16 protein-coding genes and 1 pseudogene are annotated in these 15756 nt (G+C 57.3%); 11 read left to right on the plus strand and 6 right to left on the minus strand.

Translation table 11 applies throughout. The features are described from left to right. The first annotated feature begins 84 nt into the window (after positions 1–84). Positions 85–651, plus strand: a complete 567-nt coding sequence (locus NLX68_RS17460; RefSeq protein ID WP_254285003.1) for a TetR/AcrR family transcriptional regulator — start codon at positions 85–87, stop codon at positions 649–651. Between the two features lie 208 nt (positions 652–859). Here NLX68_RS17460 and imm45 read toward each other — a convergent pair whose 3' ends face one another. The 3 genes from imm45 to lysA form a co-directional block, all read right to left on the minus strand. After that, entirely contained in the window at positions 860–1192 is a 333-nt protein-coding gene (gene imm45, locus NLX68_RS17465) for an Imm45 family immunity protein (protein WP_254285004.1), read from the minus strand. A 671-nt stretch (positions 1193–1863) separates the two neighbouring features. Further along, on the minus strand, positions 1864–2490 hold the full coding sequence (locus tag NLX68_RS17470) for a VOC family protein (RefSeq protein WP_254285005.1): 627 nt from the start codon (positions 2488–2490) through the stop codon (positions 1864–1866). Further along, on the minus strand, positions 2487–3725 hold the full coding sequence (lysA, locus tag NLX68_RS17475) for a diaminopimelate decarboxylase (protein WP_254285006.1): 1239 nt from the start codon (positions 3723–3725) through the stop codon (positions 2487–2489). The genes NLX68_RS17470 and lysA overlap by 4 nt, the downstream gene beginning before the upstream one ends. A gap of 119 nt (positions 3726–3844) precedes the next feature. Here lysA and NLX68_RS17480 point away from each other — a divergent pair, with 119 nt between their 5' ends. After that, a complete protein-coding gene (locus NLX68_RS17480; protein ID WP_254285007.1) occupies positions 3845–4759 on the plus strand; it encodes a LysR family transcriptional regulator in 915 nt (304 codons plus the stop codon). 169 nt (positions 4760–4928) lie between these two features. On the opposite strand, the gene NLX68_RS17485 is transcribed toward NLX68_RS17480, so the two are convergent. Next, positions 4929–5720, minus strand: a complete 792-nt coding sequence (locus NLX68_RS17485) for a response regulator transcription factor (RefSeq protein ID WP_254285008.1) — start codon at positions 5718–5720, stop codon at positions 4929–4931. Positions 5721–5858: 138 nt separating this feature from the next. Between NLX68_RS17485 and NLX68_RS17490 the strand changes: the two genes are divergently transcribed. Together NLX68_RS17490 and tssI are read left to right on the plus strand one after the other, a co-directional pair. Next, positions 5859–6962 carry a polyamine ABC transporter substrate-binding protein gene (locus NLX68_RS17490; RefSeq protein ID WP_254285009.1) on the plus strand — a complete coding sequence of 368 codons (1104 nt, stop codon included), beginning with the start codon at positions 5859–5861 and terminating at the stop codon, positions 6960–6962. A gap of 317 nt (positions 6963–7279) precedes the next feature. Further along, entirely contained in the window at positions 7280–8431 is a 1152-nt protein-coding gene (tssI, locus tag NLX68_RS17495; RefSeq protein ID WP_254285010.1) for a type VI secretion system tip protein TssI/VgrG, read from the plus strand. Positions 8432–8449: 18 nt separating this feature from the next. On the opposite strand, the pseudogene NLX68_RS17500 reads toward tssI, so the two are convergent. Together NLX68_RS17500 and NLX68_RS17505 are read right to left on the minus strand one after the other, a co-directional pair. Further along, a pseudogene (locus NLX68_RS17500) lies at positions 8450–8560 on the minus strand (SAM-dependent methyltransferase); the annotation flags it as partial. A gap of 77 nt (positions 8561–8637) precedes the next feature. After that, a complete protein-coding gene (locus NLX68_RS17505; protein WP_254285011.1) occupies positions 8638–9690 on the minus strand; it encodes an alpha/beta fold hydrolase in 1053 nt (350 codons plus the stop codon). A 305-nt stretch (positions 9691–9995) separates the two neighbouring features. Here NLX68_RS17505 and NLX68_RS17510 point away from each other — a divergent pair, with 305 nt between their 5' ends. The 7 genes from NLX68_RS17510 to NLX68_RS17540 all read left to right on the plus strand — a co-directional run bounded on the left by NLX68_RS17510 (position 9996) and on the right by NLX68_RS17540 (position 15746). After that, positions 9996–10868 (plus strand): universal stress protein, encoded by an 873-nt coding sequence (locus tag NLX68_RS17510; protein ID WP_254285012.1) that lies wholly within the window; start codon positions 9996–9998, stop codon positions 10866–10868. A gap of 143 nt (positions 10869–11011) precedes the next feature. Then, positions 11012–11497 carry an adenosine-specific kinase gene (locus tag NLX68_RS17515; protein ID WP_213570722.1) on the plus strand — a complete coding sequence of 162 codons (486 nt, stop codon included), beginning with the start codon at positions 11012–11014 and terminating at the stop codon, positions 11495–11497. Between the two features lie 167 nt (positions 11498–11664). Then, the gene (locus NLX68_RS17520; protein ID WP_254285013.1) at positions 11665–12603 is read left to right on the plus strand and encodes a cyclase family protein; all 939 of its coding nucleotides are present in this window, start codon (positions 11665–11667) and stop codon (positions 12601–12603) included. Between the two features lie 148 nt (positions 12604–12751). After that, positions 12752–13207: a multidrug/biocide efflux PACE transporter gene (locus tag NLX68_RS17525; RefSeq protein ID WP_254285014.1), complete on the plus strand. Its 456-nt coding sequence runs from the start codon at positions 12752–12754 to the stop codon at positions 13205–13207. Between the two features lie 62 nt (positions 13208–13269). Next, complete coding sequence (locus NLX68_RS17530) at positions 13270–13950, plus strand: S24 family peptidase (protein ID WP_254285015.1); 681 nt, start codon at positions 13270–13272, stop codon at positions 13948–13950. Positions 13951–14063: 113 nt separating this feature from the next. Further along, positions 14064–14357 (plus strand): helix-turn-helix transcriptional regulator, encoded by a 294-nt coding sequence (locus NLX68_RS17535; protein WP_254285016.1) that lies wholly within the window; start codon positions 14064–14066, stop codon positions 14355–14357. Positions 14358–14456: 99 nt separating this feature from the next. After that, on the plus strand, positions 14457–15746 hold the full coding sequence (locus tag NLX68_RS17540) for an FAD-binding oxidoreductase (RefSeq protein WP_254285017.1): 1290 nt from the start codon (positions 14457–14459) through the stop codon (positions 15744–15746). The last annotated feature ends 10 nt before the right edge of the window (positions 15747–15756 follow it).

The following is a 15756-nucleotide window of genomic DNA, read 5'->3' on the forward strand; positions in this document are numbered from 1 at the left end:
TTCTGGTCGGTATGACTTTATGTTCAAGAACATAAAGTCCCGTTTTGTCATACTCCCTCTCACGCTTTACTGAGGAGAAGACGTATGCCCTGGCCTGCTACACAGCGCGCAACCACTCGACAGGTGATTTTGGATAGCGCAGCACGACGCTTCGCACTGGAAGGTTTCGAAAAAGTCAGCATCGACTCAATTATGGAAAGTGCCGGACTGACCCGGGGGGGCTTCTATAGTCACTTCGCATCCAAAACGGAGCTTTACACCGAAGCGATTAGAAATGCCGCGAACGCGGGGGGCGCGATACTGGAAGAGGCTGGTAAAGACGGTTTGCAGCAGGTAGTGAAAGACTACCTGCGCATGGACCATCGGGATGCAAGCCGTATGCACTGTCCGTTAGCCTTCATGGTCAATGATGCTGCTCAGCAGAACGGAGCCATCCAGGAGAGCTACACCCAAGTGCTCGAAGCTTTCATTGCACGTCTGGAATCCAGACTGAAATCGACGACAGAGACCGATACACGCCAGCATGCTTTGCAAATTGCCGTAGGGATGATTGGTGGCTTGGCATTAGCTCGAGCTGTGGCCGATGAGCAATTGGCGCAAGAGATTCTCACAGCCTGTCAACAGGGGTGTTTGCAGCTCGTTGAGCGATGACATGCCTTAGCAAGCAACGAAACGACTGCATTGGGTCGATAGCGGTCACTCTGCGACCGGCAGCTGCCGACCCACAGCGCTCAGCAGCAGGCTTGGCACAGGTGTCGCTCACGACCTAGTGCAGCAGTTGCCCCTGACACCTCTGTACGTACTTCGGTTGCAGTCAAGCATGACTGGTGCGACACCAACCGCTCGGCGGCTCGGAGGGTTACTCAAACAACTCCGCGTGCGAGTCAGGTTTATAGCCATCAATAACAAGGACCTGCGAGATTTCACAGTCCGGATAGATCCACTTGCCCCAGTTGGCCAAAACCCAATCCCTACTGAGGCCCAGGCATCCTCCATTGCTCTCCCCAGGCAGCAAAACCAGCGGTAGGCCGGCTTTGTACCCAGTGGTAACCATCAGCCCAAAGCGACGATCCTCGTCCAGTGTTTCGAAAACCATGAAATCCACAACCTCTTCATACGGGTATGAGCCCCTGGCTCTGAATATGGTTCCGCGACTGAAAACCTCATTTGAGCATTCAAGAAGCGTTGTCATGAAATTCACTGTTCCTTATGTTCAGGTAGCCCAAGGCGTTGCGCAGTGTATGACAACTCGTGGCTCAAATTCCTGCTGGGCGGCCCAAGATATTGTTTGTCGAACGGCAGCTCTGGGTCGACAGCGGTCAACCGCGACCGGCTGCATTCGACCCATAGCTGCTTCTCGCGAAGGACAGCAACCGGCCAAAAGCGGTCAGTTGTCAGCTCCGATAACTGCCTCAAGTAGCTGGCCATCGAAGTATTCCGTGTCATCGCGGGGCTCTGTATCCAACCGCCGCCTGGCCTCAGCCAACATTTGAGGAACTGCGATTCGCTGATTCAGAAAAGTAGCGACCATGAGATCTGAAAGCTCTTTAAAGGGCGTGTCCCAGGCATCTCGACAGCGTTGTAGTAACGTTGTCGGCGCCTCTCCTTTCCAAGGGCCAATGATGCTGGTTAGTGTCGTCGGTTGGGCCATTGGCATCTGTTCGTGCTGGTTGGGAAAAGGGATCTTACCGACAGTTCATACGCAGTGCGAAGGGCAGCTTCGGGTCGAAAGCGGACGGTCGCGATTGATCGCTTTCGACCCAAAGCGAACGTTCCTGGCCTGTCCGCTTCTACTACATGCTGACGCTGTTGGTCCCGCCCGGGAGAGCCTAATCCTAAGGTCCAGCCTGAACATCGCCAGGGCTACAGGACTTTAAGACCGTTGGCAGTCTCGATGTATGCCTGCAAACCATATCGCTCACTCTGCAGGACACTGACCGGGCCGGAAAAGCCGATAGTCTCAAGGAGGTGTTCCACGCCCTCTGGATCGGGATGAACGACCTCCAAGCGTTGCAATTGGCAGCCCTTATCAGCGAGCCTCTGTGCTGGATGCTCCGAGTCGCCCCAGTCGATCAGGCTAGGCACTACCCCACCCAGCGGTAAGTGCCCGTCAGGCTGAATCGAAATATTCCACGACAGCGCTCCCCTGCTCATCGGCTCGATCATTCCAAAAGCCTTCTTGAGCCTTTCGTCTGCGGCATCTAGATGCTCTGTACGCGCTACCCAATGGGCTAGATAGGGCGCTGCTTGTGCACTCAGCTCATCTAGGCCGAACCACCTTGGTCTAGTGGGTAAAGGCGCCGTACCGTCGGGGGCAATTACCTCGAGATAAAAAAACTCCCCTAAGCGCAGCAGCAGGTTATGTGTACTCATACGCGCATGCTTACCTCCCGGCTGCAACTGCACCCCCAGTTGTTGCTCGACGAGTTGCGCGCCTGCCGTAAGGGTCGGTGACACAATGACCAAATGATCCAGGGTGGAACGCCTCATATGCACAGCTCCAGGTTCAGAAGGTCCTGTATGTCTTGTCGCCGCCTGATCATCCGAAAACTTGCGTTCTCAATCAGGACCTCGGGCAACAAAGGCCGACTGTTGTAGTTTGAAGACATCGAAGCACCATAGGCGCCCGAATCATGGATCACCAGAAGATCACCGACACGGGCCTGCGGCAGGTCTTGGGCAGCCAGGGCGTGTTCGTCCTGGGTGAAAACATCGCCGGACTCGCACAGCGGCCCAGCTACCATGGTAGGTTGCAAAGGGCGAGACACCGCAATCCCGTTGGCGTCTAGCAACGTCATGCGGTGGTAACTGCCGTACAAGGCCGGCCGCATCAAGTCGTTAAAGCCGGCATCAACCAGGATGAAAGTATTGCGGCCCATTTGTTTCACGGCGCGGACCTCGGTTACCAGGTAGCCCGACTCTGCGATCAGATACCGGCCCGGCTCTATCTCCATTCGCACGGAATGGCCAAGTACTTCCTCGATTTCCTTGCGGGCCGCCGCCCATGTCCGAGCGTAGCGCTGGATATCGACCGGCGTGTCGGTGCTTCTATACGGAACAGACAGCCCTCCGCCAATCGAGAAAGCCTCGATATCCCTATCTAGCTGGCCAACAAGCTCAATCATCGATCGAGCAACCTGCTCCAAGTGCTCGTAATCCACTCCTGAGCCGATGTGCATGTGCACGCCTACCAGATGCAAATCGTAGGTCCTGATACAGTCAAGCGCCTCGCCCAGCTGTTCGTGCCAAATGCCATGTTTGCTGTTTTCACCGCCCGTGTTGGTCTTGCGACTGTGTCCATGGCCGAACCCAGGGTTGATCCGAATCCAAACCCGGTGTCCTGGGGAGCGCTCGCCCAACTGCCGGAGCATGTCAATTGAGCCCGCGTTCACTTCTATCCTTGACTCGATCACCCGGGCCAATGTCACCTGGTCCAGCACATCGCACGTCAGCACCACCCCTGCTGGCTGGCCATCGAACGATGCCCCCGCAGCCAGGGCCCGTTCGATTTCACCTAGTGAGACGGCATCGAGGACCAGGCCTCGTGCCCGCATCAAGCGCAGGATATGCACGTTTGGATTGGCCTTCTGCGCGTAGCGAACCGTGTCGAAGCCTTGCAGGTTGTCGATACGATCGATGATGGTTTTTGCGTCGTATGCCCATAGGGGCGAGCCGTGTCGGCGAACCGCGTCGGCCAATAATTCGAACGGTGCAGAGTCGATCATGAAGAGTCCTCGTTCAGGGGGACCATGAGGATGGAGCAAGACGAGCATTCATAAAAATAGCTTTTGTTCTGGAATCGATTCATATCTGATATGACCATTGCATTCTTTCTGGTACCGCTGTGAAGCTATCCTTTCGCCATATCGAGATCTTTCGAGCCATCATGTCAGCCGGAAGCGTCACGGGTGCCGCACGTCTGCTCTTCACCTCACAACCCACCATCAGCCGTGAACTGTCACGGTTGGAACAGCTGCTTGGGCTACGTTTGTTCGATCGCGAGGGTGGCCGCTTGAAGCCAACGGCGCAGGCGTTGCTGTTGATCGAGGAAGTTGAGCTTTCCTACATTGGCCTGGAGCGTATCGACCGGTACGCTCAGGCCATTCGCAACTTCGAACATGGGAGGCTGGCCATCACCTGCCTGCCACTCTTCTCCCAGACCCTCCTACCCGAGGTATGTCGGCAATTCCATCAGCATCACCCAGGCGTGAGCGTAGGCATTACGGCTCAGGAGTCGCCATTACTGGAAGAGTCGCTGGTCGCCCAACAACATGACCTTGGGTTGACCGAAGTCGAGCAGATTCCCCGAGGGACGTCCGGCGAATTGCTGTTCAGCGCCAGGATGGTCTGCGTGTTGCCGAACCAGCACCCCTTGTTACAGAAGACTCAGCTTGAGCTAAGCGATTTTCACGAGGTGGATTTCATCAACCTATCCAGCCTCGATACCTACCGGCAGCAGTTGGATCAGCATTTCAGAATCGCCGGAGTCAACAGGCGCACGGTCATCGAGACCACCAACGCGGCATCGGTGTGCGCTATGGTCAGGCAAGGGCTGGGCGTGGCGGTTATCAACCCGCTGAGTGGGCTGGAAGCCGCGCAGAGTGGGCTGTCGATTCGCCAGCTAGGTGTCTGCGTTCGTTACCAGGTGATGATGATTCGCCCCAACCACCGGCCAGGCTCGGCGGCAGTGGATTTGTTCAGTGAGGCGCTGCGAACGCAAGCCCGAAAAATGAGCGATATCCTGGCAAAAGATTCTTGAAAAGACCTTCACTTTATGTGCGATCTGGGGCCTTACGAGGATGGCCCGAATATCCTCATGTCGAGATCATTCACTGGCGCTTACGTTGGTGGATGGGGCCGTTCGATGCGAGCCATGTACAGAAGCCGCGAACCCATTTAAGGATAATATCCAGACTAAAAACCTGACTTCAAGTTGTAGAGAAGACATCCTGTTTCGGCATAAAAAATCGAGCAAACAATTCAGATTGCGACTTGATATTCAATTTGCCGTAAATGTTGCGGCGGTGAACCTTTATCGTCTCCACCGAGAGGGAAAGCTTCCCGGCTATTTCCTTATTAGAGAAGCCACTCAACAACAACCTGAGCACATCACTTTCGCGCGTTGTTATTTGTGTGCCCAGCTGGGTCATCGTTTCTGGCCATAGCGGTGGCTCCGTGTGATTTTTCCCGACGTCAATTTCAAAACACATGCGTTGATGCATTAACGCAGTCACCCATGGCTTGATAATATCAAGCATTGTTATTTGCTCTTGATTAAAACGGACTTTACTACCAACGGAAATGCACAAGGTCCTGTCGGAATCGAGCTGGACATTGTACTGCACCTCATCCGCAGAAATGTATTGTGCAAAATACTGATGATAATACTCAGTCTCAATAAAATATTCTGGTGCAATATCCAGCAGGTGAAAAAAACCACTCTGTGGGTTTTCTCGATTAGCTATATAAAATGGATCCAGCAGGTAATGCCCCTTCACGTAGCGATGAATGAACGCGTTCACCTCTTCCGCATCTGCCACCTCAGGAAGACTAACCACTTCCACTTGTTGATTGCTGAAAATCAATACAACCCAATTATCGATTTGCACGTATTCATTCAACACCCGAACCAGTGAACTCCAGAACTCTGGACGGTTCAACTGCATGATCAGCTTCCCAATCGAACGGTGCCAAGCCAGGCTATGGAGGTCGAACGGCATTTTCTACCCCTTTTGGGTTAGGGATTCGTAGGTCAGAGCTAAGTATTCGTAGGTATTTACTATTCGGTAACGCCCGGTATATTCACTGCCAAGGCCTAGGATGGCCATGAAGGTACATCGTCTTGACAAGGATGTTGCATGAGAAAATCACATTTGCGAACCATTTTTTCGGCCACGCTTCTCTGTGTAGGGATAAGCACGTCAGTGGCGGCTGCAGAGCCTGGGATGTATCTGTATAACTGGTTCGGGCTGCTCGCACCGGAGACCCCAAAGGCGTTTGAGCAGGAAACCGGCACCCGAGTGCATATGGATGCGTTCGACAGCGCCGACATCATGCAGAGCAAGGTAATGGCTGGGCGCACGGGGTATGACGTGGTGGTGGCCACCTCCGATGTGTTGCCAAGCCTGATCCAGGCGGGAGTACTCCAGCCGTTGGATCGTGAGCAACTGAGTAATTTGTCACATATCGACCCTGATATCTTGGCCCAGGTCGCGGTCAATGACCCTGGCAATCGTTACGCGGTGCCCTATTTATGGGGCACTACCGGCATTGGCTATGACGTTGACAAAGTCAAGGCGGCATTGGGTGATAATGCGCCGGTGAACAGCTGGGATTTGATCTTCAAAGAAGAAAACATCAGCAAGCTCCAGTCGTGTGGCGTGGCAATGCTTGACTCTCCAAGTGAGATCATTTCGATTGCTTTGCATTACCTTGGACTCCCTAGCAACAGTAGGAACCCGGATGATTACCAGAAGGCCCAAGCCCTGCTGTTAAAAATCCGTCCCTATGTCCTCTATTTCGATTCATCCCGAATCGACGCCGACCTGGCTGACGGCAATATTTGTGCGGTTGTGGGATGGGCCAATGGTGCCCTTGCTGCACAGGCCATTAACGAGAAGGCCAAGACTGGACGCAAGATTACCTACAGCCTTCCTCGCGAAGGCGCACTGGTCTGGTCGGAAAATCTGGTTCTGCTAAAAGACGCCCCCCACCCCAAGGAAGGCATGGCGTTTATCAATTATATGTTGCGACCAGAAATTATTGCCAAGACGTCAAACCACACGCTATACCCCAACGCAAATAAAGATGCCACTGCGTTTGTCGAACAGACGCTGCGAGACAACCCTTGGATTTATCCAGACAAAAAGACTGTTGCGACACTTGTTCCACTTGAGCCACTGCCATTGAAACTGGAGCGAATCCGCACACGGGTCTGGACCAAAGTGAAGAGTGGTGTGTGATCTGACGTGATCTGTCGCCTGTTGCTCGATGCAAGCCTTTATTTTTATACCGGCGTGGATCGAGCAGCACGTTAATGCCTGCTACTCCCTTGAGCCCGAGATTACCCAGGGCCCTCTCCGGCCCACTGATTAAACGCCCGGTGAAACACGCTCGCCTCGCGTTGGAGTTGGCGTCGGAAGCTGCCAATCCTGATGGCCCTTGCTTTGGCCATTGCTAGTAACGGCATTCGCGCAGCTGGGTTGATTTTACCCAGCGTCCTGACATTGCTGTCTGCGACAGCGTCAATTCAACACCTTAGGTAAAAAGAGAACAGCGGATGTTCAGCCCAGCCCATCAGACCCACTTCAGTTTGACAATCGACGGTTTTGAGCACGATTTTCAAGTGCTCGCCTTCACCGGAGAGGAGGCGATCAGCAGGCCTTACTTCTTCAACCTGGAGCTTGTTAGCGAGCGGTCTGACCTGGATCTCGAAAGCCTCTTCGACCTCGAGGCTTTTCTGACCTTCGATGCGAAGGGCAACGGCATTCATGGACGGGTCTATCACATCGCTCAAAGCGGTAATGGTCAGCGTCCGACGCGCTACAGCCTGACCCTTGTACCGCACCTGTCCTACTTGCGCCACCGTATCAACCAGAGGATCTATCAACAGTTCTCGGTGCCGAAAATCGTTGCCTTGATATTGGAAGAGCATGGGATTTTGGGCGACGCTTATCGGTTTCATCTAGGGTCGACCTATCCCGAGCGTGACTACTGCATCCAGTACGACGAAACGGATTTGCACTTTGTTCAGCGTTTGTGCGAAGAAGAAGGTATCCACTTCCACTTCCAACACAGTGCTCGAGGCCACGTGCTGGTCTTTGGCGATGATCAGGCGGTTTTTCCCAGGATTGAGCAAGCCACTGCTAATCTTCGTACTATGCAGCGCCGCCACGCGGCGTATCGTCAAGCTGAAGGGCAAAGTGACCAGACCCGGTTAGTCAGTGGCCATGTGCTGGAAATCTCAGGCCATCCACGCCAAGCGTGGAACGCCCTATGGCTACTGACTCAGGTCATCCACGAAGGCAAGCAACCACAGGTATTGAGTGAGCACGTCGCCAGTGGCAACACTGACAACGAGGATGACTTTCATCAGGGTTACCGCAACCGCTTTATGGTGCTGCCGTGGGACGTGTTCTATCGTCCGCCTTTGACTCACATGAAACCTCAGGCGCCTAGCAACCAGACCGCTGTAGTCATCGCTGTGGAAGACGAGGAGATCCAGAGTGATCGGCGCCTCGGAAGGGTCAAGGTCAAGTTCCCCTGGGACCGCGAAGATAGATTTGACGACAAGAGTAGTTGTTGGCTGAGGGAAGCTTCCAGTTGGAGCTGTGAAATTACGCCCCCGCGAACAGGTATGGAAGTCATGGTCACATTTCTCGAAAGCGACCCCGATCAACCGCTGATCAGCGGTTGCCTGTGTTGCCGCTAACCGCAAACCCAATCAGGGCAGCGGGCCGAAATACAGCGCCTCGGCGGTGTACATCACCGGCCCGGCGCGCTCGGCGACGATGATTTCGTAGTCGACGCGGTTTTCCCGCAACGCGTCCGCGCCAAGGATGCAGATGCACAAATCTACGCGCTACTTCGAGCCGCTGCTTCAGGGCTGCACAGAGGCGCAGTTCTCGTACCACGACTTTACAAACTGTCTTCTTTGTAGAGCGATGACTGAAGAAACGCTGCAATCAGCGCTGTAACCTGCTGTTGGATCGCCTCGCGCGGGCGAGCGCTGTCGCCATCCTCGCAAATGATGCCATCGCCTGGTACGTCTTCTTCAAGCATTACCTTCGCACCAGGTTTGCATACCGACAAGAAACTGAAGTGGCTTGCGTCGCTGATTTCGACGTAACGGCTTGACGCCGCTGGCAGGCGTTTGGCCAGGTTGGCAGACTCCAACGCAGCGGGAAGCTCGCGCGACGGTGCGCCGGCAGCGATCACCAGCGCAGGTACTGGCAGCGCGGCCAGGCTTTCATCGGTCAGGCCCCGTGAAAGGCCCAGGTCCAATGTAACCACGGCAGCGACGCGTTTATCGCGCCAGTCAGCGGCCAATGCGGCCTTTGATTTTGAGCTGCTTGCAGGGTTTATCGTTGCGTAGACGGTGCAACCTGATAACTGCGGGTGTGCTTTGCAGTCATTGGCGAAGCGGTCTGGATCGAAACGCGCTCCGGCGATCTCCAGGGCGGTCAAGCCGCCGAGTGAATGGCCCACTACTGCAATTCGGCCATTGGCGACCACGCCGAACTTTTCAGGTTGGGTCGTGACCCTATCAATGACTCGGCGCATATCAACGGGGCGCTGCCATAACTGCGCCGCGGCTTGAGGGCTACGGTCCAAGGTCGTGGTGCCAGGGTGATTGATTGCCGCGACGATGTAACCCCTATGGGCCAGAGCACTGGCAAGCCAGGTCTGGTTGTTCCAGTTGCCCCTGTAGCCGTGGGAGAGCACCAGCAATGGATGCTTGCCAGCAGCTGGCGGCGCGTTACGAACGGCAGAGGCACCGACAAACACCACATCATCGCCGATCAATTGCGTGGCTGCGGTAGTTGCACTGGGGTACCAAACGACCATCTCCAGTGGGCGGTCATTGTGCGGGTCCGCCAGTGTGGACGATTGGAAGCCGACAGGGTTCTCGTCAGCGAGGGCGATAGTCGCCAGGCAGGTCAACAATAAGGCGCTGAACGTTATTTTCAATGTCGTTTCTTCCTTGATTAGACAAATGCACTGCAACCTGAACCCGCCGTTAGGCGCATCCACCTTCGCATGGATGGGTTTGCCCCGCAATGGCCTCGCGCTGGAGCAACTGCCAATCACAGGAAATGCCCGCCCCTCACACTGATGCCTGACCCCGCGCCCACACCTTTGACACAAATCAAAGCGCCGGGCGTGGTTCGCGAGACGATAGCTGCAAGCAAGGAACGGATCGATAACCGGCCAACGCCTTGAGCTCAAGGCAACACCGTCGATTCATGTGCGCAGCATTGTATAAGGAGCCTCATATGACCTCGTTGAACCACGTCCTGGTTGCCACCGACTTGTCCACCTCTGCCCGCAACGCGGCAGAGCGGGCTGCACTGTTGAGCAAGGCGCAGCATGCAGCACTGGATCTGCTCTACGTTGCCAACCCAGCCCCCTTCGAGCGTCTCAAGCAGGTAGTGGTACCTGATGAGAACTTGTTGAAACGCGTGCTGGAGACAGCCGGAGAGAAGATTCACGAACTGGCAGCAATGCTCTTCCAGCGCTATGACATCGACGCTGGCGTACAGGTCGTGCCCGGCGCGGTTGTCAGCGAAATCACCCGTGTGGTGCAGGACAAACGCAGCAACCTGTTGGTGTGTGGGGCGAAGGGGCAAAGCCTGGCCCGTCGCCTGCTGGGCTCTACCGTGCAAAGAATGCTGAGCCGTATGCTCTGCCCGTTGCTGGTGGTCAAGCAGGCACCCCACGACGCTTACCGTAGTTTGCTGGTTGCCGTTGATTTTTCGCCTTCATCGCTGCGCACCATCGAACAGGCAAAAGCTGTTGCCCCGCAGGCCGAGATCATACTCCTGCATGTGTTCGAGGCCCCCTTCGAGGGGAGCATGCGCTTCGCCCACATCGACCAGGACACCCTCACTCACTACCGCAATGTCATCAGGAAAGATGCCGTGGACCAACTCGCGGCATTGAGCGAAGCCGCTGGGCTGGCCAATGCCCGGCAAATCGTGGTGCACGGTGACCCCTCCTGGCGGATCCTTGAGAAGGGGCAGGAGTTGGACTGCGATCTGATCGTGATCGGCAAGCAGGGTGAAAGCGCTCTGGAAGAACTGCTGATCGGCAGCGTCACCAAGCATGTCCTCAACGATTCTCAGTGTGATGTGCTGGTGTCTTTGTAGGCGGTGTAGTGTCGAGGACGCTGAATCAGCGTCCTCGAAAACACTACACGTCAAACTACCGGCAGGCAGGTTTACCCCATCAGTAGCTATGCTTGATCTGTTGCCAGGCACTGGTAGCGACACCGTAAAAGGAGGTGTTTGAGATGCAACTGATCACGTTGAACATCGATAAGCCGCAGGTGACAAACTTCATTTTGGGCCAGACGCACTTCATCAAGTCCGTCGAGGACATCCACGAAGCGCTGGTAAACGCCGTGCCCGGTATCCCGTTTGGCGTGGCCTTTTGTGAAGCCTCTGGCAACTGCCTGGTGCGATGGTCCGGCACCGATACCGCCATGATTGAACTTGCACAGAAAAATGCGCAAGCCATCGCCGCCGGCCATAGCTTCATCATTTTCCTGGGCGACGGTTTCTATCCGCTGAACGTGTTGAACACCCTGAAAATGGTTCCAGAGGTCTGCCGTATATTTTGTGCAACCGCCAATCCAACTGAAGTGATTCTTGCTGAGACCGAACAAGGCCGAGCAATCCTGGGTGTAGTGGATGGCTTCTGCGCCACGGGTATTGAAGGCGACGCAGACATCCTGTGGCGCAAGAACCTGTTGCGCCAGATTGGCTACAAGCAGTGAATTGCTGCTGGTCATGGATGGCCAGCATCGGCCAGAACATCACGGCACCTTGAAACACTTGCCTTTGACCTGAAGGCAAAAGTCATTGTCCCCCAGGCTGCTTTTTCCGCCCCGCGCCTGCACCCAGAATCCACTCCTGATTTGACTTCCCGTTCAGGAGAACCCGTATGAATGTCTTCAAGCCCCTGCTGCTCGCCACCGCCCTGGCCAGCACCGCCCAAGCCTCCCTGGCCGCCGACTGGCAACACTCGCCCTATGGCCAGCACGACGAAATCGGCGCCGCCAACCTGCTCACTGCCGACGTGGTCAAGCAGGCGGTCGGCCTGGTCAAGACGGGCAAGACCTACCCGTTGGCCGTCCCCGTGGACAAGAACCTTCCTGCATACCGCCATCGCAGCTTTCGCCTGTACAACGTGCAGGTCGGGCAGCAGGCCGGCAAGTCGCTGGGGCCGAACCAGTTCACCTTCAACGATGAACTGGTGAACGCCTGGACCGGCGTTGGCACCCAACTCAACGGGATCGGTCATATCGGCATCGACAATGTGTACTACAACGGCAACAAGGCGGCCGACTTCGTGACGGTCGATGGCGTCACCAAGCTCGGCGTCGAGAAAGTGCCGCCGATAGTGACCCGTGGCGTGGTGCTGGACATGACTGCCTACTACGGCAAGGCCATCGTGCCCGGTGGCACGGAGTTCAGCGTGGCCGACATCCAGGCGGTGTTGAAGCAGCAAGGCCTGACCCTGCGCCAGGGCGATGTGGTGCTGTTCAACACCGGCTGGCTGGAATTGATCGGCAAGGACAACCAGCAGTTCCTGGAAGTGGAGCCCGGTATCGGCATGGAAGCGGCGCAGTGGCTGGCCGACCAAGGCATCGTCGCCTTCGGCGGCGACACCTGGGCCAGCGAGGTTTATCCGAACCCACATGGCAAGGACGAGTTCCCGGTCAACCAATACATGCTGGCCAAGCGCGGCATCTACAACCTGGAGCTGATCGACAGCCGTGCACTGGTGCGCGACAAGGCCTTCGAGTTCCTGTTCGTGCTCGGCCAGCCGCTGTACAAGGGCTCGACCCAGGTCAACATCAACCCGGTGGCCATTCACTGATAGCACGCTGGCTTTAGTCGATAAGTGGCTTCACATCCGGTGTCTTCGCAGGCAACCAACATATCGTTTTTTACGATGGAACCTATTTTTAACATAGGCAAAAAAGCGATGACAATGACGCCATCGAAACACACCTCAAGGTGACGTCATGAAACTGCAAGCCACCCACAAATCCTTCGCTGAACGCATCGTCCACGCCGTCGGCTTTGAAGTCATCGCCGTGCTGATCTGCGCGCCGATCGGCGCCTGGCTGCTCAACCGTTCGATGCTGGAGATGGGCGCGCTGGCGGTGATGCTGTCGACCGTGGCGATGATCTGGAACATGCTCTACAACGCGGCGTTCGACCGGCTCTGGCCCGTGAGCCGGGTAGCGCGTACGGTCAAGGTCCGCGCCCTGCACGCTGGCGGCTTTGAAACCGGCTTTGTGCTGATCGGCGTGCCGATTGCCGCGTTGATGCTCGATGTGTCACTGGTGCAGGCGTTTTTGCTGGAGATCGGTTTCTTCGCCTTCATGCTGCCCTACACCATGGCCTACAACTGGGTCTATGACCTGCTGCGTCAGCGCCTACTGAGGGCGCCAGTCAGCGTGGCCCGGGCCCGGTAACCGTACGAGTAAAGCGCGTGGGCCTCTTTAGCATCGAGCTAAATAGTGGCATTCTGCACCCCATGGATATCTACGCGATTCGCAAGCACAACCTGGTGCAGTTGCTCGGCACCCAGCGCAAGGCCAGCTGTGCCGAGCGCTGGGGCATGAGCCCTGCGCACCTGAGCCAGATTCTGTCGATGCGCACGGAAAAAAACCTCGGTGATGAAGTCGCCCGCCGTATTGAACAGGCCGAACACCTGCCGGCAGGCTGGATGGATGTATTGCAAGGCGACGCTGGCGTGCCTGCCAGCAGCAAGGCGCTGAGCAGCGCGTTCGTCAGCATCGCCCACTTCGACATCCGCGGTTCCATGGGCAACGGCAACACGCCGCCAGCCCACGTCGAGGTGATCCGCGACCTGACCGTGCACCTGGACTGGCTGCGCGGCCAGGGCATCAGCTATTCCGGCGCGCATAACCTGGCGATCATCAGCGGCGACGGTGACAGCATGGCCGGCACCTTCAACGACGGTGACGCGTTGCTGGTCGACCGTGGCATCAACGAGGTGCGCAGCGATGCCATCTATGTCTTCAGCCTCGACGGCGACCTGTTCGTCAAACGCCTGCAGCGCCTGACCGATGGCGCCTTGCGAATGATCTCCGACAACCCGCTGTACCCGCCGGTGCTGATCGAGGGTGCGGCACTGGAAATGCTGCAGATTCATGGCCGTGTGCTACTGGTTTGGAACGCGCGAAGAGTATGATGAGAACACAACCGACCGCCCCGGTCGGTTAATCAACATTAAATAGCAGCAGCAGGATGTAGCGATTCCAGCAACGGATTGCTCGACCGAATCCGTGTGACTGAGATCGAATCATGAGCGGCAATCTGTGGGTGTGGGAAGAAGAAGAGCTGCTGGCGCTGCGCAAGGCATTTGCCGCGCTCAAGGCCAGGCAGCGCCAGGCAGAGCGGGTGTCCCAGCGGCGCATGGCCGCCGAGCTGGGCGTCAGCGTGACCACCCTCAATGCCTATATGACCGGCAAGCGCGCGCTGGACATAAAGTTCGCATTGATGTTCGAACGCCTCACCGGCATCCCCACGCGCAGCTACAGCCCGCGCCTGGCTGACGAGATCGAAACCAGCAAGCATCAGCGCAAACCTGCGGTCTAGAGCCTCCCCGGCAATTGCGCCCGGGCATTGCTTGGCCTCGTGAAATTTATCTGGTAGTTTTTCATGAAAAAATACCAATAAAAATTCATGAGGTCCGCCATGTTCAAGCAATCCGCCCAGCATGTCGCCAGCTATTACGCCCAGACCTACCCCGCCCCTATCCCTCTGCGCCCTACCCTGCAGGAACGCCTCGATACCGAGGTGCTGATCATCGGCGCCGGTTTCAGCGGCCTGCACACCGCCTTGCGCCTGGCCGAGGCCGGCAAGCGGGTGACCCTGGTGGAAGCCAGCCGGGTGGCCTGGGCGGCGTCCGGGCGCAATGGCGGGCAGGCGTTGCTGGGCTGGTCGTGCGACATGGCCCCCCTGGAAAAAGCCCTTGGCCAGGAACGCGCACGACGCCTGTGGGACAGCATGCGCTGGGCCGCCAGCGAGATGCGCGAGTTGCCCGAACGCCACGGCTTTGCCGTCGACTACCGGCGCGGCAGCCTGTGGGCGGCGGTGCTGCCCCGGCGCGTGGCCATGCTCCACGCGGCCCGACGTGAGGCCGAAGCTAAATGGGGCTATGACCAGCTGCGGGTGATCGAGCGCGACGAATTGCCCGAATGGATCGGCAGCCCGCGCTACCAGGCCGCGCTGTATGACGCCGAAGGCGCCCACCTCAACCCGCTGAAACTGGCCCAGGGCCTGGCCAGCGCCATCGAGGCGGCCGGCGGACGGATCTTCGAGCAGAGCCGGGTGCTCAGCTACCGCGACACCCCGGCAGGCTTTGTCGCCCGCACCGACCAGGGCGAGATCCGCAGCGATGTGCTGGTCCTGGCCTGCAACGCTTACATCGACCAGCTCGACCGCCCATTGTCACAGCGCCTGCTGCCGGTGGGCTCCTATCAGGTGGCCACCGCGCCCCTGGACCCGGCCCTGGCCCGTTCGCTGCTGCCGCACAACAGCTGCGTGATCGACAACCAGTTCGTCCCCGACTACTTCCGCCTGACCCCGGACCATCGCCTGCTGTTCGGCGGCGGTTGCACCTACCTGGGCGGCATCCCCAAGGACGTTGCCGCCGCCACCCGCCAGGTGTTGGAACGGGCCTTCCCGCAGCTGCAAGGCGTACAGATCGACTACGCCTGGGGCGGCCATATCGATTGCAGCCGGCGCCGCACCCCGGACATCGGCCGCCAGGGCCAGCGCTACTGGCTACAAGGGTTTTCTGGCCATGGCGTGCTGCCAACCCTGGCCGGCGCCCGGGCGGTCAGCGATGCGATCCTTGGCAACCCTGATGTGCTGGCGCTGTACCAGGCCATCGACAACGGCCGCTTCCCCGGCGGCGACCTGCTCGCCGCGCCGCTGGAAGCTGCCGCCAAGGCCTGGTACCGCCTGCGTGACACTATCTGAGAGAACCATC

The sequence above is a fragment of the Pseudomonas sp. SBB6 genome, from assembly GCF_024213215.1.
Classification (GTDB): domain Bacteria; phylum Pseudomonadota; class Gammaproteobacteria; order Pseudomonadales; family Pseudomonadaceae; genus Aquipseudomonas; species Aquipseudomonas donghuensis.

Excerpts from the sequence above, each read along its gene's own strand:
- NLX68_RS17530 (WP_254285015.1), top strand. The coding sequence starts at position 13,270 with ATGGATATCTACGCGATTCGCAAGCACAACCTGGTGCAGTTGCTCGGC.
- NLX68_RS17520 (WP_254285013.1), top strand. The coding sequence starts at position 11,665 with ATGAATGTCTTCAAGCCCCTGCTGCTCGCCACCGCCCTGGCCAGCACC.
- NLX68_RS17515 (WP_213570722.1), top strand. The coding sequence starts at position 11,012 with ATGCAACTGATCACGTTGAACATCGATAAGCCGCAGGTGACAAACTTC.
- NLX68_RS17535 (WP_254285016.1), top strand. The coding sequence starts at position 14,064 with ATGAGCGGCAATCTGTGGGTGTGGGAAGAAGAAGAGCTGCTGGCGCTG.
- tssI (WP_254285010.1), top strand. The coding sequence starts at position 7,280 with ATGTTCAGCCCAGCCCATCAGACCCACTTCAGTTTGACAATCGACGGT.
- NLX68_RS17460 (WP_254285003.1), top strand. The coding sequence starts at position 85 with ATGCCCTGGCCTGCTACACAGCGCGCAACCACTCGACAGGTGATTTTG.
- imm45 (WP_254285004.1), bottom strand. The coding sequence starts at position 1,192 with ATGACAACGCTTCTTGAATGCTCAAATGAGGTTTTCAGTCGCGGAACC.
- NLX68_RS17525 (WP_254285014.1), top strand. The coding sequence starts at position 12,752 with ATGAAACTGCAAGCCACCCACAAATCCTTCGCTGAACGCATCGTCCAC.
- NLX68_RS17490 (WP_254285009.1), top strand. The coding sequence starts at position 5,859 with ATGAGAAAATCACATTTGCGAACCATTTTTTCGGCCACGCTTCTCTGT.
- NLX68_RS17510 (WP_254285012.1), top strand. The coding sequence starts at position 9,996 with ATGACCTCGTTGAACCACGTCCTGGTTGCCACCGACTTGTCCACCTCT.
- NLX68_RS17540 (WP_254285017.1), top strand. The coding sequence starts at position 14,457 with ATGTTCAAGCAATCCGCCCAGCATGTCGCCAGCTATTACGCCCAGACC.
- NLX68_RS17470 (WP_254285005.1), bottom strand. The coding sequence starts at position 2,490 with ATGAGGCGTTCCACCCTGGATCATTTGGTCATTGTGTCACCGACCCTT.
- NLX68_RS17485 (WP_254285008.1), bottom strand. The coding sequence starts at position 5,720 with ATGCCGTTCGACCTCCATAGCCTGGCTTGGCACCGTTCGATTGGGAAG.
- lysA (WP_254285006.1), bottom strand. The coding sequence starts at position 3,725 with ATGATCGACTCTGCACCGTTCGAATTATTGGCCGACGCGGTTCGCCGA.